Origin of the sequence: Sphingomonas sp. SORGH_AS_0789 (assembly GCF_031453055.1) — a bacterium.
Taxonomy (GTDB): domain Bacteria; phylum Pseudomonadota; class Alphaproteobacteria; order Sphingomonadales; family Sphingomonadaceae; genus Sphingomonas.
In genome coordinates this window covers 2,081,943-2,098,319 of record NZ_JAVIYV010000001.1, presented here as the reverse complement: position 1 = coordinate 2,098,319, position 16,377 = coordinate 2,081,943, and the positions used below count along the sequence as shown (strand labels likewise).

Annotated in this window: 19 protein-coding genes; 14 read left to right on the top strand and 5 right to left on the bottom strand. The window is 67.8% G+C overall.

The window, feature by feature from the left end; translation table 11 throughout:
• Nucleotides 1-23 precede the first annotated feature (23 nt).
• The 4 genes from QE360_RS09690 to QE360_RS09675 form a co-directional block, all read right to left on the bottom strand.
• On the bottom strand, nucleotides 24-341 hold the full coding sequence (locus QE360_RS09690) for an AtpZ/AtpI family protein (protein WP_307100533.1): 318 nt from the start codon (nucleotides 339-341) through the stop codon (nucleotides 24-26).
• Nucleotides 342-693: 352 nt separating this feature from the next.
• Nucleotides 694-1,074, bottom strand: coding sequence for a YdbL family protein (locus QE360_RS09685; protein WP_307100534.1), 381 nt, complete (start codon nucleotides 1,072-1,074; stop codon nucleotides 694-696).
• A 2-nt stretch (nucleotides 1,075-1,076) separates the two neighbouring features.
• The gene (locus QE360_RS09680; protein ID WP_309704127.1) at nucleotides 1,077-1,250 is read right to left on the bottom strand and encodes a YnbE family lipoprotein; all 174 of its coding nucleotides are present in this window, start codon (nucleotides 1,248-1,250) and stop codon (nucleotides 1,077-1,079) included.
• A 44-nt stretch (nucleotides 1,251-1,294) separates the two neighbouring features.
• Nucleotides 1,295-4,459: a YdbH domain-containing protein gene (locus QE360_RS09675; RefSeq protein WP_309701108.1), complete on the bottom strand. Its 3,165-nt coding sequence runs from the start codon at nucleotides 4,457-4,459 to the stop codon at nucleotides 1,295-1,297.
• 127 nt (nucleotides 4,460-4,586) lie between these two features.
• Here QE360_RS09675 and radC point away from each other — a divergent pair, with 127 nt between their 5' ends.
• The 8 genes from radC (at nucleotide 4,587) to QE360_RS09635 (ending at nucleotide 10,645) form a co-directional block, all read left to right on the top strand.
• Nucleotides 4,587-5,288 carry a DNA repair protein RadC gene (radC, locus tag QE360_RS09670; protein ID WP_307100540.1) on the top strand — a complete coding sequence of 234 codons (702 nt, stop codon included), beginning with the start codon at nucleotides 4,587-4,589 and terminating at the stop codon, nucleotides 5,286-5,288.
• Between the two features lie 180 nt (nucleotides 5,289-5,468).
• Entirely contained in the window at nucleotides 5,469-6,044 is a 576-nt protein-coding gene (pth, locus tag QE360_RS09665) for an aminoacyl-tRNA hydrolase (protein ID WP_309701106.1), read from the top strand.
• Nucleotides 6,041-6,643, top strand: a complete 603-nt coding sequence (locus tag QE360_RS09660) for a TIGR02466 family protein (protein WP_309701105.1) — start codon at nucleotides 6,041-6,043, stop codon at nucleotides 6,641-6,643. Before pth ends, QE360_RS09660 begins: the two co-directional genes overlap by 4 nt.
• A gap of 160 nt (nucleotides 6,644-6,803) precedes the next feature.
• A complete protein-coding gene (locus QE360_RS09655; protein ID WP_307100545.1) occupies nucleotides 6,804-6,998 on the top strand; it encodes a hypothetical protein in 195 nt (64 codons plus the stop codon).
• A gap of 206 nt (nucleotides 6,999-7,204) precedes the next feature.
• On the top strand, nucleotides 7,205-8,305 hold the full coding sequence (gene ychF / locus QE360_RS09650; RefSeq protein WP_309701103.1) for a redox-regulated ATPase YchF: 1,101 nt from the start codon (nucleotides 7,205-7,207) through the stop codon (nucleotides 8,303-8,305).
• A gap of 79 nt (nucleotides 8,306-8,384) precedes the next feature.
• Nucleotides 8,385-8,777 (top strand): BLUF domain-containing protein, encoded by a 393-nt coding sequence (locus QE360_RS09645; protein ID WP_307100549.1) that lies wholly within the window; start codon nucleotides 8,385-8,387, stop codon nucleotides 8,775-8,777.
• Between the two features lie 86 nt (nucleotides 8,778-8,863).
• The gene (locus QE360_RS09640; protein ID WP_309701101.1) at nucleotides 8,864-10,183 is read left to right on the top strand and encodes an ectonucleotide pyrophosphatase/phosphodiesterase; all 1,320 of its coding nucleotides are present in this window, start codon (nucleotides 8,864-8,866) and stop codon (nucleotides 10,181-10,183) included.
• 12 nt (nucleotides 10,184-10,195) lie between these two features.
• A complete protein-coding gene (locus QE360_RS09635; RefSeq protein WP_307100553.1) occupies nucleotides 10,196-10,645 on the top strand; it encodes a MaoC family dehydratase in 450 nt (149 codons plus the stop codon).
• Here QE360_RS09635 and QE360_RS09630 read toward each other — a convergent pair whose 3' ends face one another.
• A complete protein-coding gene (locus tag QE360_RS09630; protein WP_309701097.1) occupies nucleotides 10,646-11,170 on the bottom strand; it encodes a hypothetical protein in 525 nt (174 codons plus the stop codon).
• 287 nt (nucleotides 11,171-11,457) lie between these two features.
• Between QE360_RS09630 and petA the strand changes: the two genes are divergently transcribed.
• The 6 genes from petA to hemF all read left to right on the top strand — a co-directional run bounded on the left by petA (nucleotide 11,458) and on the right by hemF (nucleotide 16,375).
• On the top strand, nucleotides 11,458-12,051 hold the full coding sequence (gene petA, locus QE360_RS09625) for a ubiquinol-cytochrome c reductase iron-sulfur subunit (protein WP_307100557.1): 594 nt from the start codon (nucleotides 11,458-11,460) through the stop codon (nucleotides 12,049-12,051).
• A 15-nt stretch (nucleotides 12,052-12,066) separates the two neighbouring features.
• A complete protein-coding gene (locus tag QE360_RS09620) occupies nucleotides 12,067-13,365 on the top strand; it encodes a cytochrome b/b6 (RefSeq protein ID WP_309701095.1) in 1,299 nt (432 codons plus the stop codon).
• A 25-nt stretch (nucleotides 13,366-13,390) separates the two neighbouring features.
• Nucleotides 13,391-14,239 carry a cytochrome c1 gene (locus tag QE360_RS09615; protein ID WP_307100561.1) on the top strand — a complete coding sequence of 283 codons (849 nt, stop codon included), beginning with the start codon at nucleotides 13,391-13,393 and terminating at the stop codon, nucleotides 14,237-14,239.
• Nucleotides 14,240-14,487: 248 nt separating this feature from the next.
• Nucleotides 14,488-15,024, top strand: coding sequence for an adenine phosphoribosyltransferase (locus tag QE360_RS09610; protein ID WP_309701092.1), 537 nt, complete (start codon nucleotides 14,488-14,490; stop codon nucleotides 15,022-15,024).
• A complete protein-coding gene (locus QE360_RS09605) occupies nucleotides 15,024-15,479 on the top strand; it encodes a TrmH family RNA methyltransferase (protein WP_309697130.1) in 456 nt (151 codons plus the stop codon). Before QE360_RS09610 ends, QE360_RS09605 begins: the two co-directional genes overlap by 1 nt.
• Nucleotides 15,480-15,514: 35 nt before the next feature.
• Nucleotides 15,515-16,375: an oxygen-dependent coproporphyrinogen oxidase gene (gene hemF, locus QE360_RS09600; protein ID WP_309701089.1), complete on the top strand. Its 861-nt coding sequence runs from the start codon at nucleotides 15,515-15,517 to the stop codon at nucleotides 16,373-16,375.
• Nucleotides 16,376-16,377 lie beyond the last annotated feature (2 nt).

Genomic DNA, 16,377 nt, shown 5'->3' with positions numbered 1-16,377 from the left:
TCCCACATATGACGAACGCCCGGTTACTCCGGGCGTTCGCCAGAAATCCGAATGATCTGCCTGAACGCCACGCCGATCCCCAGGAACAGCATCACGATCAGGGCCCAGGGTGCGGTGCCGAACCAGCGGTCGAAAAGCCAGCCGATCAACGCACTGCCCACAAGACTTCCGATCAGCGCGGAGATGACGCGGCTGCCCTGGGAATATCCCCTGTCGGCATCCACCTTCACCCCCTGCCGCGATGCGCCCTCCGCGCGTGCCTGTGCCAGTCGCTTGTCCAGCGCGGCCAGACGCGGATCGTCCGCATCGCCAAAGTCCTGTCCGGGCTCTTTCTCCGCCACGCAGCCACCCTCACCTGTTTTCGTCACCGAAGGGGAGAATGCGCGCGAACGGCGAGCGACCCCGCCAAGGCGAGGCCCGTTTAGAAAGGCCCTCCCCCCAAGTCAACCGCCTGGGGTAGGAGTTGTGACAGATGCGTTAAGGATTGTTGCCGAGGAGCGACAGGACCGCCCGATTCGCGGGGCGGTTCTTCTTCTCCCCTCCCGCAGGCGGGAGGGGTCGGGGGAGGGCTGGCGCTATCGTCGGGCAATGCCTACCGAAATAGGGTTTAACCCCTCCCCTCAAGCCGATCGCCTGACCGCAACCGGACTCCCCTCCCCCAGCCCCTCCCGCCTGCGGGAGGGGAGTATGAGGTCAGACGCAGGCCGGTGCCCGCTCGGGCGCCGCCGCGGTGCGCGTCTTCCACACGCCCTCGGGCGTCTTGTACTTCTCGCCGCTGGCGGTCTGAGCGATCAGGTTGCAGCCGCTGGTAAAGGCCATCTGCTCGACGGTCGCGCCGCTGGCCTGTGCCTTCTGGGTATAGGCCGCCTTGCGCTGGATGTTGATGCTGTTGACCAGCGTGCGCAGCGCCGGGGTCGCGGCGCCGACGATGCCCAGATAGCCGTCGGGCTGCTCGCCGACCAATCCTTCGGCGCGCGCGGCGGCATAGGCGGGATCGCGTTGTGCGATCGCCACGCCCGAAATGCCGATCAGCGCGACCGCTGCCGCCACCATCACCACCGCCTTGGTCTTCATGATCAGAATATCCCCGGATTCTGCTGGATCAGCGATTTGGCCTCGCCGTCCAGGCGATATACCACTTCCTGCGTCACATTGATGTTGAGATTGATCTCGATCGGCTTGTCCGGCGCGGAAATGTTCACACATCCCCCGCTCGCCAGGACCAGCGCGACCGGCATCCATCGCGTCATCCCCAAGATCGGCGTCCTCACCAGCATTTTCAATCCTGTTACGGTCATGGCACGGTCTCGCTTGCGGAAGGCTGAATGGCGGGATTGGCGGGTGGCGCAGCGCGCTTATTCTGCTCCTCCAGCAGCGCGGGCAGGTTCCGCTGGATCAGGCGGCGCGGGTCATAGAAGGACTGCGCCGAATCAAGCAGCCCGCGGAAGGGCGCCTTGATCCGCACGTTGAACACGAAAGGCAGCTTTTGCAGCCGCCGGATCAGGAAGTTCGACTTGGCGCCCTTGCCCTGGCTGATCCCGGCGAAGCGGACATCGGTCACCATCTCGCCCGCAAGCGGCCCGTTCATGTCGATCCGGAGCGAACGATAGTTGAGCGAACGGAGCGCACCGAAGGCTAGATTGCCCCAAAGCCCCAGATCCTTCTGACTGACCGCCCCCAGATAGGCGATGCTGCCCCCGCCCGGCCGCACGACCAGCCGCCCGCCCTCGATCCGGCCGCCGCGCTCGTCGAAGACCATCGGCAGTTCGCCGTCGAAGATGCCGGTGGCGTTGAGATTCTGGAAATCGAACTGGAGCAGGAACTGGTCGGCCGCCGCGCCCTTGACGTGGAAGGTCATCCGCCGCTCCACCGGCTGCGAGAAATCGAGCAGCGTCGGGTCGAGCGTCAGCGTGCCGCCCGCAAAGGGCCAGTTGCCGCTCTCCACCCGGATACGCGTGCCCGACAGCGTCTGGTAGCGGACGGTGCCGTTCGTCACCTGGATGCCGGGATTGATCGTGCGGATCGTCACCACCTGGCCCGGCGCGCTCTCCAGCGCCAGCAGGTCGGTGAAATGGATCTTGCCCGCAATCCCGGTGACGGGGCCGAGCGCGGCGGCGAGGTCGATGCCCTCGGTGCCGAAATCGCCGGTCGAGCGGACGCCATCGGCATCCCAGGCGATCCGCCCCTGGCCGGACATCTCGCCCCGCACATCCTCGATCACGCCCTTGGTAACGGGGGTCAGCAATTCGGGCTGGAAGTCCTTGGTAAAGGTCAGCCCCGGCACCACCAGCTCGGCCGAACCCGCGCCCCGGTCGAGCGCATGGGTGATGGCGACATCGGCGACCTTCACATTCCTTGTGGGCTCGAACAGCACGCCCTTCGCGTCGATCCGGCTGCCCGCCAGCGTCAGCGTCACGTCCCGCGCCGCCATCGGCAGGAAGCGCGGCGAATCGGCGCGGGCATCGCTCACCTGCAACCCGCCGCTCAGGGTCAGCACGCCCTTGGCCAGCCGCCATGTGCCATCGGCCTGCCCCAGCAGCAGCGGCACCTGCCCGACCTGGCCGCTGCCGCCGATGAACTGGCCCGCGATTCCTTCCGGCGTGATCCGGCCCGACAGGCTCGCCGCATCGATCCGCGTCGGCGATTCGGGGCGGCCGATGCGGCTCTCGACGCCGGTCAGCGTAAAGCTGCGATCGGCCAGCGCGAACCGGGTCGCCGCCGCCGACAGCGCCAGCGGGCTGCTCCCGATCCGCCCGGCGAGCCGTGTCGGCCCCAGTTGCGCCCCGCCGCCGATCCGCCCGCCGTCGAGACGGACCAGCGCGCCGTCGAGCGGACAGAGCGTCGTCGCGACCCGCTCCAGCCGGAGCCCCGACAGCGCCAGCCGGTCGATCGCCAGCGGCTGGCAGCTCGGATTGACCCGCAAGCGCCGCCCGCCATCCCAGTTGGCGGTGATGGGCAGGACCAGATTGTCGATCCGGCCGCCGCTGATCGGCCCGGACAGCATGGCGCGTGTCGTGATCTGCGTCTCGCCATTCATCGCCGCCTGGAACACCAGCCGGTCGAGCGCCAGGCTGGCGCCGCCCGCGTCGTAACGCGCCAGCTCGGCGGTGCCGCGCATCGGCGCGCCCGGCGCATCCTGTCGCAAGGTGGCGCGCAGACCGGGCAGGCCGCCCCCGCGCATCGCCAGCCGGGTGTCGAGCCGCAGCCCCCGCGCGTCATAGGTCAGCCCCGCGCCATCGGCGAAGGCCAGCCGCCCGCCACTGGCCGAGGCGAGCGACAGGCGCGGCACCCGCACCGCAAAGCCGGGGCCGCGCGGCCCCTTGTCGCTGTCGATCGCCAGCGCGACGTCGGCGGCAAAGCGCCGCCCGCCGCGCCGGACGGCGTCGGCCATGGCGCTTGCCACCGGGCCGACCGGGGTTCCGGCGGCGGCCGCGCCCCATTGCCCGACCCGCGCCAGCATGGCGGGCGACAGCTGTGCATCCCCCAGCGTCATCCGGCCGTCGAAGCGGGTGACGGGGCCGACCTGATATTGTCCGGCGATCGTCGCCCGCCCGGCGCGGCCCGGTTGCGCGGTGACGTTGCGCGCGGCCAGTTGCATCCGGCCATGCGTGCCCTTGGGGGTGCCGGTGAAATCGAGCTGTCCTTCGATCGCGGCGGCGGCCATGACGGGATGGCGGATCGCGCCGCTGCTCACCGTGGCACGCCCCTGCCACCGATCGAGCGCCGCGCCGAAGGTCACATCGACCCGCGCCGCCAGATCGGCCACCGCCACCTCGCCGCAGCGCAGATTGCCGAGCCGCAGCGGCCCCGTCAGCGTCGGCTGCTCGCGCACCACCCGCACGCGCAGCGGCGCGGCAAGCCCCGTGGCGACGCAATCGCCCATCACCAGCCGGGGCGCCACCGCCGCCAGATGCCCGGTGAAACCGTCGTTCAGCACCCCCCGCCCCGACAGGCTGAGCCCCACCGGCCCATGCGGCGTGTCGAGCCGGATGCCGCCATCATCGACCACGACATCCAGCGCGGGGAGCGCAAAGGGCTTGCCCGAGGACGGCCCCATCAGCTTGTCGAGCGCGCCCAGCGTGATCCGTCCGCCGACCAGTCGCCCGTGCAACCGCACCCGGCCGGCGCGCACCCCCGTCACCTCGGGGCCGGACAGGGTCAGCCGGGTCCGCGTCTCCAGCCAGTCGGCGACCAAGTCGGGATCGCGCGGATCGCCGATCACCACATCGGTCAGCCTTTGCCGTCCCGTCCCCAGATCGGAAATTTTGTAACGCGCAGGGACGCCGCGCCGCGCCAGTTCGCGATCGATGAATCCCCCGGCGAGCGGCTTGCGCTCCAGCCACAGTGCGATCAGCGCGACCAGGATCAGCAACGCGATGGCGATCAGGATACGCTGGAGGCGACGGAAACGCCGGATCGGGCTTTCGGGGGTGCCGACTTCCTCGTTCGCGCCCTCCACCCCGATGTCACTCCTTCCGTCTTGACCTGTGTCATAACCCTATGGTCGCGCCGCACGCAATCGCACGAAGCCCGGCGACAGTTCCCCGCGCCGCCCTTATGCTGTCCGGCAAAGGGGGAAGCGGACCATGGGCGACGGTGGCGGCGGGGACGAGCGGGATCAGCCGAATGACCATGCCGGACACCGTGCGCGACTGCGCGACCGGTTGTTGGGCGGTGGCGGATTGCTCGACCATGAACTGATCGAATATCTGCTGATGACCGCCATCCCCCGCCGCGACACCAAACCGATCGCCAAGGCGCTGTTGCGCGAATTCCATGACATAGGCGGCGTGCTGACCGCCGATCCCAATGCCCTGCGACGCGTCGACGGGGTGGGCGAGACGGCGGCGGCGGCGCTCAAGATCGCGCAGGCCTGCGCGCTGCGGCTGGTGCAGGTGGAGGCGGCGAAGCGCCCGGTCCTGTCCAACTGGCAGGCGCTGCTCGACTATCTCCATGCCGACATGGCGCATCACGGGGTCGAGCGGTTCCGGGTGCTGCACCTCAACACGCGCAACATGCTGATCCGCGACGAGCTGATGGGACAGGGTTCGATCGACCAGGCGCCGGTCTATATCCGCGAGGTGATTCGCCGCGCGATCGACTTCGGCTCGGCGGCGCTGATCCTGGTGCACAACCATCCCAGCGGCGACCCCTCGCCCAGCCGCGCCGATATCGACGTGACCCGCGCCATCGCGGAGGCAGGCAAGCGGCTGGGGATCACGGTGCACGACCATCTGATCATCGGCACCTCGGGGCATGTGAGTCTGCGGGCGCAGGGGTTGATCTGAGGGGATTCCCTTGGGCTTCGACTTCGCTCAGCCTGAACGGCTGTCGGTAGTGCGGCAGGATTACCCAAACCCCGTTCAGGCTGAGCGAAGTCGAAGCCCACGCCCACCACTCTCACCGCATTGGAAACCCGAAGCCCCCGGTGCTAGGGCCCTGCCAACCAAGCGAATAAGGAATATCACATGCAGGTCTGGACCGGGCTGGGCAATCCGGGGCCGCAATATGCGATGCACCGCCACAATGTCGGCTTCATGGCGATGGACGCCATTGCCGAGGTGCATGATTTCGGCCCCGTGAAGAAGCAGTTCTTGGGCTGGACCCAGGAGGGCCGGATCGGTGGGCAGAAGATCCTGCTGCTCAAGCCCGCCACCTTCATGAACGAAAGCGGCCGCAGCGTCGGCGACGCGCTGCGCTTCTATAAACTGGGCGTGGACGCGCTGACCGTGTTCCACGACGAGCTCGACATCGCGCCCTTCCGCGTCAAGGTGAAGACGGGCGGCGGCACGGCCGGGCATAACGGACTGCGTTCGATCGACCAGCATCTGGGCCCCGATTTCCGCCGCGTGCGGCTGGGCATCGGCCATCCGGGGCATAAGGACCGGGTGACGGGATATGTGCTCGGCAATTATGCCAAGGCCGAGATCGAGCCTTTGTCCGATCTGCTCGGCGCGGTGGCGGCGGAGGCACATTGGCTGGCCGAAGGCGATGACGTCCGCTTCGTCAACGACATCGCGCTGCGCCTGGGAGATCCCGCATGAGCGTGCGCCGCCTCTTCGCCTCGCTTCTCTATGAGGGCCAGCTGGACGATGCCGATCTGCTGGAGGAGATCGAGCAGAGCTGCTGGGCGCTGGCCGAGGACGACCGCGCCGGGCGGCGCTGGTCGAAGGAGCATGGCTATCGCGGCTATACCAGCTATGCCTCGCTCGACGACCTGCCGATCCGCGATCCGGTGTTCGCGGACCTGCGCAAGAAGCTGGACCGCCATGTCGCGCGCTTCGCCGAGGAATGCGCCTTCGACCTGGGCGGGCGCAAGCTGAAGCTGGACAGCCTGTGGGTCAATGTCCTGAAACCCGGCGGGCATCATTCGGCGCATATCCATCCGCACTCGGTCGTCTCGGGCACGCTCTATGTCGCCATGCCCCAGGGATCGGGCGCGCTGAAGCTGGAGGATCCCCGGCTGCCGATGCTGATGGCCGCCCCGCCGCGCCGTGCCGATGCGCCCGACGACCTGTCCACCTTCGCCACCGCCACGCCCCAGCCGGGAACGGTGCTGCTGTGGGAAAGCTGGCTGCGGCACGAGGTCGTGCCCAATGGTGCCAAGGGCGAGCGGATCAGCGTCAGCTTCAACTATCGCTGATCCGCCGCGCGCGACGATCCGCGCCGCACCCGCGACAGGGCGAAAGGTTCCCACGGCTTATCGATGAAAGCGGGCGCTTCGCCGCGCCGATATCGTGCCGTTAACTTATCTCGGTTAAAGGGGACATCGATCGCACCCCCTATCCCGGACGTTATTCCCGATGATCGAATTCGCTGTCTTCACCTTCGGCATGTTGGCGAGCTTCGTGCTGTCGGGCCTGGGCCGGAACAAGAAGGCGCAGCGCGCCAATCCGCCGATGCTGCATTATCTGGGCCTGGTGCTGATGGGGTTTTCGGGGGCGCTGGGCGTGATGCTGCTCGCCTGGGCCGCCGCGATGATGGTCGGGATCGCCTGACCCCTATACCCTTTCCCACGACCCGTTCAGCCTGAGCGAAGTCGAAGGCCACGCTGGAACATCCGACAATGGCGCCCCGCCCAACCGTCATCCCTTGGCCTTCGACTTCGCTCAGGCTGAACGGAGCATGGGAGAAGCGCTCGGTTGAGAAATATCCCCATCGTCGCTAGAGGGACGCTTTCCCCTTCCTGTAGGATAAGCGACGCATGGGTTTCCGCTGCGGCATCGTCGGCCTGCCGAATGTCGGCAAGTCCACCCTCTTCAACGCGCTGACCGAAACGGCGGCGGCGCAGGCCGCCAATTATCCGTTCTGCACGATCGAGCCGAATGTCGGCAACGTCGCGGTCCCCGATCCACGCCTGTACCAGCTGGCCGAGGTCGCCGGGTCTGCCAAGATCATCGAGACGCAGCTCGCCTTTGTCGACATTGCGGGCCTGGTGCGCGGCGCGTCCAAGGGCGAGGGCCTGGGCAACCAGTTCCTCGGCAATATCCGCGAGGTGGACGCGATCGTCCATGTCCTGCGCTGCTTCGAGGACGGCGACGTGACCCATGTCGAGGGCAAGGTCGACCCCATCGCCGATGCCGAGACGGTCGAGACCGAGCTGATGCTCTCCGACCTCGAAAGCCTGGAAAAGCGCGTCCCCGCCTTCATCAAGAAGGGGCAGCAGGGCGACAAGGAGGCCAAGATCGCCGCCTCGGTCCTGGGCCAGACGCTGGAGCTGCTGCGCGACGGCAAGCCCGCGCGGCTGACCGTGCCCAAGGATGAGGAAGAGGCGCGCGTGTTCTCGCAGGCGCAGCTGCTGACCGCCAAGCCCGTCCTCTATGTCTGCAATGTCGAGGAATCGAACGCCGCCAACGGCAATGCCCATTCGGCGCGCGTGTTCGAAAAGGCCGCCGCCGAGGGCGCGCAGGCGGTCGTCGTGTCGGCCGCGATCGAAGCCGAGATCGCGACCATGCCGGCGGAGGATCGCGGCGAGTTCCTGTCCGAGCTGGGCCTGTCCGAAACCGGCCTCGCCCGCGTGATCCGCGCCGGTTACGCGCTGCTCGACCTGCTGACCTTCTTCACGGTCGGCCCCAAGGAGGCGCGCGCCTGGACCGTCCATCGCGGCGCCAAGGCGCCCAATGCGGCGGGCGAGATCCACAGCGATTTCGAACGCGGCTTCATCCGCGCCGAAACCATCGCCTTTGCCGACTATATCGCCTTCAAGGGCGAGGCGGGCGCCCGCGATGCGGGCAAGCTGCGCGCCGAGGGCAAGGAATATGTCGTGCAGGACGGCGACGTGATGCTGTTCCGCTTCAACGTCTGACCCATTATGCGCCGGTCGGCTCCGGCCGCCCGGCGCATTGCCGCTTTGCAGCGCGCGCCGGAGGACCTAGAAGCTAATCATGATCCAGGTTAGTTCGTTCCGGCGTATCATCTATAGCAGCCAGGCCGTGGGCGAGGATGGCCGGTCGGACCATCTGGCCATATTGCGCGTCTCGCGCCGCAACAACGGCATGGACGGCATTTCGGGCATCCTCTGGATCGAGCGGGGCCGCTATCTCCAGCTGATCGAGGGCCCCGTCGACAGCGTCGGCGACGCGTTTGAGCGGATCCGGCGCGATCCGCGCCACACCGACATCCAGGTCCTCGACGACCGCCGGACCGACACGCCGACCTTCGGCGACTGGGCGATGGCGGGGCTGCCCGGCGATCATCCCGCCGAAGCCGCCGAACGGCTGCGGGTCCTGCTTCGCCATGCCGGGCCGGAGGTGCGCCACTTCTTCCCGCTCGACTGACCGGCCGGGCCAGCGCGATCCTGCCGACGGGCCTCGCCAGTGTCACAGGACGACGCTATCGGCTGGCCTGAAAGGATAGCCGCTCCGTGACCCGACTCCCCCTCGCCGCCCTCGCCCTGACCCTCCTGGCCGGTTGTGCCTACCCCTATACGCCGCCCGCATTGCCCCCGATCGGTGAGAGCGCGGCGAGCGCGGGAGCGGCGACGCCCCGCCCCGCCGCCGATGCGGTCGCGGCGCGCGCGCCGGTCACGATCCTGGTATCGATCGATGGCTTCCGCCCCGATTATCTGACGCGCGAGCTTACCCCGAACCTGTCGCGGCTGGCCGCCGAGGGGGTCAGCGCGTCGATGCGCCCCTCCTTCCCGTCCAAGACCTTCCCTAATCACTGGACGCTGGTCACCGGGCTGGTGCCCGATCGCCACGGGATCGTCGCCAACGGCTTCACCGATCCAGCCCATCCCGACGCGCGCTTCACCATGGCCTCGGACCAGCCCTATTGGTGGAACGCCGCCGAGCCGATCTGGATCACCGCCGAAAAGGCCGGGATTCCCACCGCCACCATGTTCTGGCCGGGATCGAACGTCGCCTGGGGCGGCACCTTCCACCCCGGCGACTATGGCGGCACCGTGACGGGCGGCATGCGTCCGCACGACTGGCAGCAGTTCAACCAGAACGTGACCGACCGCCAGCGGGTCGATTCGATCATCGACTGGCTGCGTCGCCCGGCGGCCAGCCGCCCGCAATTCCTGACGCTGTATTTCGACGAAGTGGACAGCGCGGGCCATGACGCCGGCCCCGACTCGCCACAGGTGAACGCGGCGGTCGGCAAGGTGGACGAGGCGATCGGCCGCCTGCTGGCCGGGCTGGCCGAACTGGGCCAGCCCGCCAATCTGGTCGTCGTCGCAGACCACGGCATGGCCGCGACCTCCAGCGACCGGATCGTGACCGAGGATATGCTGGTCGATCCCGCCGATGCGGTGATGACCGAGGACGGCCCCTATGCGACCTTCCGCGCGGTGCCGGGGCATGAGGCCGCGCTGGAGCGGCGGCTGCTCGGCCATCACGATCATGCCGATTGCTGGCGCAGCCCGGCGATGCCCGCGCGTTTCCATTATGGTCGCAACCCGCGCATCCCGCCCTATTTCTGCCTCGCTCAGACCGGCTGGCTGATCCAGGCCAAGCGGCCCGACGCCCCCTTTGCCAAGGGCACCCATGGCTATGACAATGCCGATCCCGCCATGGCCGCGCTGTTCATCGCACAGGGCCCCGCATTTCGGTCGGGGGTGCGGCTGGCGCCGTTCGACAATGTCGATGTCGCCCCGCTGCTGCGCGATCTGATCGGGCTTCCGGCGGGCCGGGGGCTGGACGGCAACGATGCGCCGTTCCGCCGCGTTTTCAAACGATAAGGAGAGGATGCGATGATCTGGCTGGAGGATGTGGCGGTCGGCGATACCGCGCGGTTCGGAAATCATCGGGTCGAGCGGGACGAGGTGATCGCCTTTGCCACGCGCTACGATCCCCAGCCCTTTCACCTGTCCGACGAGGCCGCCGCCGCCACCCATTTCGGGCGGCTGTCGGCCAGCGGCTGGCACACCGCGTCGATGACCATGGCGATGATCGTCGAGCATTACCGGGCGACCGGATTTCAGAGCCTGGGATCGCCCGGCATCGACGAGCTGCGCTGGCTGAAGCCCGTCTATCCGGGCGACACGCTGCGCTGCGAGACCGAGGTGCTGGAGGTGCGTCGCTCGGCCAGTCGGCCCGACATGGGGCTGATTGTCAGCCTGCTGACCGTCTATAACCAGGACGATGTGGCGGTGATGCGGTTTCGCCCCACGCTGATGATCCGGGCCCGCTCGGCAGGCTGATCAGCGCGGCCCGCGCGGACCGCCCCGCGCGCCGCCGGGCCGCCCGCCGCGCCAGCCGGGATTGCCGCCGCGAGGGCCGCGCCATCCCTCGACCCGTGGGGCCGGTGGGCGGGGCGCGACACCAACACCGGGGTTGGGACCGGGGCCACGCGGGCCGCTGCCCCAGCGATCGCCGCGCCAGCCGTTGCGACCCCAGCCGCGCCACTGATCGCGGATCGGGGCCCCGCGCCACGCGCCGCGCCGCCCCTCCCAATAGGCGCGCTGGCCCTCGTTCCAGCGGAACGGCCGACGATAGCGGTCATAGACATAGACGCCCGTGCCCGGATAATAAAAGTCGTCGTACCAGCCATAATAGGACGGCGCATAACCCGCGCCATAATAGCCGGGGGCATAGCCATAGCCGCCATAACCGCCATAGCCCGTGCCCACCGACACGCCGCTATAGCCATAGCCGTCGGCGCAGCCGCCCAGCGCCAACAGCCCGGCGGCCAGCAAGCCGCCCCATCCGATCCTGCCCAAGAGCATCGCCTCTCTCCATGCCCCTGGTCGTTCCTGCGGATGCGACAGGGGCCCGTCATCCGCGTCCGTCATCGGTCAACCCGAACCACGCCATCATGGTTCCTGCACCCGCCCGACTGCACCCGCCATGAACGCCACCGCAAAGGGGATTGGCAAAGCCCGCCAAGCAAGGCTAACCTGACGCTCCGTTCATCATGGGCGGGCGAGATCGGGCGGCGCATGACTGGGGACAATCCGGCACGACCGCCAGGGCGCGACCGGCGCCACGCGAACGAGGTGGAGGGACAGGACGAATGGCGATGACGGAGAACACCGTACCCCCCGGCGAGTCGCCGGAGCCATTCCACGAAGAGGTCCATGATCCCCGCCGCCGCGACTTCATCAACGTCGCCGCCGTGTCCTTCGCGGGCGTGGGGGCGCTGGCCATCGTCCTGCCGCTGATCAACCAGATGAACCCCTCGGCCGACGTGCTGGCGCAGTCGACCACCGAGATCGACCTGTCCAAGATCGCGCCGGGCCAGGCGATCAAGGCCAGTTTCCGCAAGCAACCGCTGTTCGTCCGCAACCTGACGCCCAAGGAAATGGCGGAGGCGGATGCGGTGCCGCTGTCCGAGCTGCGCGATCCCCAGACGCTGGAGGAGCGGACCAAGCCGGGCAAGAAGAACTGGCTGATCACGCTGGGCGTCTGCACCCATCTGGGCTGCGTGCCGCTGGGCGCGGGTGAGGGCGAGAATAAGGGCCCCTATGGCGGCTATTTCTGCCCCTGCCACGGTTCGGCCTATGACACCGCCGCGCGCATCCGAAAGGGTCCGGCACCGAAGAACCTCTTCGTGCCCGATTACAAGTTCGACAGCGACACGACCGTCACGGTCGGCGCGGCCGCTTAAAGGGGGACCCGAGACATGAGCTTTCCCTGGGCCAAGCATTACGAACCCAAACAGCCGGTCATGCGCTGGCTGGACGAGAAGCTGCCGCTGCCGCGCCTCGTCTACAATGCGGTGGGCGCGGGCTATCCGGTGCCGCGCAACCTGAACTATTTCTGGAATTTCGGCGTGCTGGCGGGCGCCGCGCTCGCCATCCAGATCATCACCGGCGTCGTGCTGGCGATGCATTATGCCGCCAATGCGGGCGTCGCCTTCGATTCGGTCGAAAGCATCATGCGCGACGTCAATGCGGGCTGGTTCCTGCGCTATGCCCACGCCAACGGCGCGTCGATGTTCTTCATCGTGGTCTATACGCACATCTTCCGCGGCCTCTATTACGGATCGTACAAGGCCCCGCGCGAGATGGTGTGGCTGCTCGGCGTCGTCATCTTCCTGCTGATGATGGCGACCGCCTTCATGGGCTATGTCCTTCCCTGGGGGCAGATGAGCTTCTGGGGGGCGCAGGTCATCACCGGCTTCTTCTCGGCGATCCCGCTGGTCGGCGACACCATCCGCGTCTGGCTGCTGGGCGGGTTCGCGCCGGACAATGCCGCACTCAACCGCTTCTTCTCGCTCCACTATCTGCTGCCCTTCGTGATCGCGGGCGTCATCATCCTGCACATCTGGGCGCTGCACATTCCCGGCTCGAACAACCCGACCGGCGTGGACGTGAAGGGCGAGCAGGATACGGTGCCCTTCCACCCCTATTACACCGCCAAGGATGCGGTGGGGCTGGGCGTGTTCCTGCTGGTGTTCGCGGGGCTGCTGTTCTTCTTCCCCAATTATCTGGGCCATCCGGACAATTATATCCCGGCCAACCCGCTCTCGACCCCTGCGCATATCGTGCCCGAATGGTATTTCTGGCCCTTCTACGCGATCCTGCGCGCCTTCACCGCCGACTTCATCCTGCCCGCCAAGCTGTGGGGCGTGCTGGCGATGTTCGGGTCGATCCTGCTGCTGTTCTTCCTTCCCTGGCTGGACAGCTCGCCGGTGCGGTCTAGCAATTTCCGGCCCAAGGCGCGGATCGCCTTCTGGGTGCTGGTGGTCGACGTGCTGCTGCTCGGCTGGTGCGGGGGGTCGCCTGCGACGCCCTTCTTCATCATCCTCAGCCAGGTCACGGCGGCCTATTACTTCCTCCACTTCCTGGTGATCCTGCCCTGGATCGCGCGGACGGAGCGGCCCGCCCCCCTGCCCCATTCGATCACCGAAGCCGTGCTGGCCAAACATGGCGGCACCGCGCCCACCAAGTCGGCCCTAACCCCTTCGGCTTCGGCCTGACACGAACCGAGAGAGGATTTCGAACATGGTTCGTGGCATCGCATTCCTGGTCGGGGCGGCCTTCACCCTGGTCCTCGCCATCGCGCTGTGGGGCAGCGTCTCGGGGCTGGTCTCCGACCCGCCCGCCCCCACCGCCGAGGAGGAGTTCCACCTCCACCCCAAGCCCGCGCATCTGGCCTCGGACGGGATATTGGGCCGGTTCGACCGGCGCCAGCTCCAGCGTGGCTTCCAGGTCTATAAGGAGGTCTGCGCGGCCTGCCATTCGCTGCGGCTAGTGGCGTTCCGCGACCTGAAGGATCTGGGCTATAACGAGGCCGAGGTGAAGGCGATCGCCAACCAGTGGGTGATCGAACAGCCGAGCATCAACCCGGAGACCGGCGAGGCGACGACGCGCAAGAACGTGCCCGCCGACCATTTCCCCTCGCCCTTCGCCAACGAGGTCGCGGCGCGCGCGGCGAACAACAACGCGCTGCCGCCCGACCTGTCGCTGATGACCAAGGCGCGGCATGACGGCACCAATTACGTCTATTCGCTGATCGGCCCCGATGCCTATCGCAACCAGCCCGCCGCGCTGCTGCGCCAGTTCCCGGATGCCAAGACGCCGACGGGACTGCACTACAATCCCTATTTCGCGAACCTCAACATCGCGATGCCGCCGCCGCTGACCCAGGACGGGCAGGTCCAATATACTGACGGCACGCTGGCGACCCGCGACCAGATGGCCAAGGACGTCGCCGCCTTCCTGACCTGGACCGCGGAGCCCAAGCTGGAGTCCCGCCATGCGGCAGGGATCGGGGCGGTGATCTTCATCCTGATCTTCTGCTTCCTGGCCTGGGGCGCGTATCAGAATGTCTGGCGCGACGTGAAGCATTGAGGCCGTATCGAATCATGTGAGAGCCTGGGGCGGTTTTCCGGCGAGGGAGCCGCCCTTTTTTTTCTTGGGGAACCCGCCGCCCCACCCCCGACCTCCGTTCAGGCTGAGCGAAGTCGAAGCCCATGCCCGAACCTTTCCTCCGGCCCCTTTGGCAATGGATTCCCTTGGCCTTCGACTTCGCTCAGGCCGAACGGAGGGTTGGGATTGCCCCCTTTACCCCCGCCGCCATCAGGCCCATGAGGCGCCGCATGAACGCCAATGACGATCTGAAAGCCCTGATCCGCACGATCCCGGACTTTCCCAAGCCCGGCATCGCGTTCCGCGACATCACCACGCTGCTGCTCGACCCGACGGGTTTCGCCAAGACCATCGAGCGGATGGTCGCCGCGACGCGCGGGCCGGTCGACCTGATCGCGGGGATAGAGGCGCGCGGCTTCCTGTTCGCCGCCGCGCTGGCGGTGCCGCTGAACGCGGGCGTGCTGCTGATCCGCAAGGACGGCAAGCTGCCCGGCGCGACCATCGCCGAGGATTATGCGCTGGAATATGGCCAGGACCGGATCGCGATGCACGAGGATGCGCTGGTCCCCGGCGCGCGCGTCCTGCTGGTCGACGACCTGATCGCGACCGGCGGCACCGCCCGCGCCGCCGTCCGGCTGCTGCGCAAGGCAGGGGGCGTCGTCGAACAGGCGCAGTTCCTGGTCGACCTGCCCGATCTCGGCGGCGCCGACGCGTTGCGGGTCGAAGGGCTGGCGGTCGATGCGCTGCTATCCTTTCCCGGCCATTGATGCGGCTGGCGCTTCATGAGCCCGATATTGCGGGCAATGTCGGCACGCTGATCCGCACCGCGACCTGTTTCGGCGTCGCGGTCGACCTGATCGAGCCGATGGGCTTTCCCTATTCCGACCGGGCGCTGGCGCGATCGGCGATGGACTATGCCGCCATGGCCCAGGTGGTGCGCCATGCCGATTGGGACGCCTTTCGCGCCGCCACGCCGGGACGGATCGTGCTGGCGACGACGCTGGGCGCGCTGCCGCTGCCCGAGATGGTGTTCCGCCCCGACGACGTGATCCTGCTCGGCTCGGAAGGCGCAGGGGTGCCGGAGGCGGTGCACGACGCCGCCGATATCCGGGTGCGCGTGCCGATGCGCAGCGGCGTCCGTTCGCTCAACGTCGCGATCACCGGCGGCATCCTGCTGGCCGAGGCGCGGCGGCAGACGGGTTGGGACCAAATGCCGGGTTGACCCCCGCCCCCTCCCCCGCCCAGAGACTCCGGATCATGACCAGCCGCACCCCCGACATCGCGCTCGACGCCGAGCAGGACGCCGCCCGCCTCTGGTTCGAATCGCTACGCGACCGGATCTGCGCCGCGTTCGAAGCGATCGAGCGCGAGGCGGGATCGGACGCGGCCTTCACCTATACCGCCTGGGACCGCGCCGATCCCAGCGGCGAGCCCGGCGGCGGCGGGGTGCGCGGCGTGATGAAGGGGCGCGTCTTCGAAAAGGTCGGCGTCAACGTCTCGACCGTCGGCGGCACGTTCGAGGGGCCGTTCGCGCAGACCATCCACGGCGCGGGCGAGGATCCGCGCTTCGTGGCGACGGGGATCAGCCTGGTCGCGCACATGGCCAACCCGCATGTCCCCGCAGTCCATATGAACACCCGCTTCCTGACCACGACCAAGCGCTGGTTCGGCGGCGGCGCGGACCTGAATCCACCGCTGCCCATCGACGAGGATACCGCCGAATTCCATGCCGCGATGCAGGCGGCGTGCGATGCGCATGACCCGGACCATTATCCCCGGTTCAAGGCCTGGGCCGACGACTATTTCTACATCCCCCACCGCAAGGTGCATCGCGGCGTGGGCGGCATCTTCTACGATCATCTGGAGGGCGATTTCGACGCCAATTTCGCGCTGACCCGCGATGTCGGCGAGGCGTTCCTGGACGTCTATCCACGCATCGTCCGGCGGCGGATGGACCAGCCCTTTACCGAGACGGATCGCGCGACGATGCTGGCGTGGCGCGGGCGCTATGCCGAGTTCAACCTGGTCCATGACCGCGGCACGCTGTTCGGACTGAAGACGGGCGGCAATATCGAGGCGATCCTGATGAGCCTGCCGCCGCTCGCGACCTGGGAATAATC

What these genes read in the sequence shown, in the direction of transcription:
- hemF (WP_309701089.1), top strand. Translation starts at nt 15,515, where the DNA reads ATGACCAGCCGCACCCCCGACATCGCGCTCGACGCCGAGCAGGACGCC.
- QE360_RS09680 (WP_309704127.1), bottom strand. Translation starts at nt 1,250, where the DNA reads ATGACGCGATGGATGCCGGTCGCGCTGGTCCTGGCGAGCGGGGGATGT.
- QE360_RS09610 (WP_309701092.1), top strand. Translation starts at nt 14,488, where the DNA reads ATGAACGCCAATGACGATCTGAAAGCCCTGATCCGCACGATCCCGGAC.
- QE360_RS09630 (WP_309701097.1), bottom strand. Translation starts at nt 11,170, where the DNA reads ATGCTCTTGGGCAGGATCGGATGGGGCGGCTTGCTGGCCGCCGGGCTG.
- QE360_RS09635 (WP_307100553.1), top strand. Translation starts at nt 10,196, where the DNA reads ATGATCTGGCTGGAGGATGTGGCGGTCGGCGATACCGCGCGGTTCGGA.
- pth (WP_309701106.1), top strand. Translation starts at nt 5,469, where the DNA reads ATGCAGGTCTGGACCGGGCTGGGCAATCCGGGGCCGCAATATGCGATG.
- ychF (WP_309701103.1), top strand. Translation starts at nt 7,205, where the DNA reads ATGGGTTTCCGCTGCGGCATCGTCGGCCTGCCGAATGTCGGCAAGTCC.
- QE360_RS09605 (WP_309697130.1), top strand. Translation starts at nt 15,024, where the DNA reads ATGCGGCTGGCGCTTCATGAGCCCGATATTGCGGGCAATGTCGGCACG.
- QE360_RS09660 (WP_309701105.1), top strand. Translation starts at nt 6,041, where the DNA reads ATGAGCGTGCGCCGCCTCTTCGCCTCGCTTCTCTATGAGGGCCAGCTG.
- QE360_RS09615 (WP_307100561.1), top strand. Translation starts at nt 13,391, where the DNA reads ATGGTTCGTGGCATCGCATTCCTGGTCGGGGCGGCCTTCACCCTGGTC.
- petA (WP_307100557.1), top strand. Translation starts at nt 11,458, where the DNA reads ATGGCGATGACGGAGAACACCGTACCCCCCGGCGAGTCGCCGGAGCCA.
- radC (WP_307100540.1), top strand. Translation starts at nt 4,587, where the DNA reads ATGGGCGACGGTGGCGGCGGGGACGAGCGGGATCAGCCGAATGACCAT.
- QE360_RS09645 (WP_307100549.1), top strand. Translation starts at nt 8,385, where the DNA reads ATGATCCAGGTTAGTTCGTTCCGGCGTATCATCTATAGCAGCCAGGCC.
- QE360_RS09685 (WP_307100534.1), bottom strand. Translation starts at nt 1,074, where the DNA reads ATGAAGACCAAGGCGGTGGTGATGGTGGCGGCAGCGGTCGCGCTGATC.
- QE360_RS09655 (WP_307100545.1), top strand. Translation starts at nt 6,804, where the DNA reads ATGATCGAATTCGCTGTCTTCACCTTCGGCATGTTGGCGAGCTTCGTG.
- QE360_RS09620 (WP_309701095.1), top strand. Translation starts at nt 12,067, where the DNA reads ATGAGCTTTCCCTGGGCCAAGCATTACGAACCCAAACAGCCGGTCATG.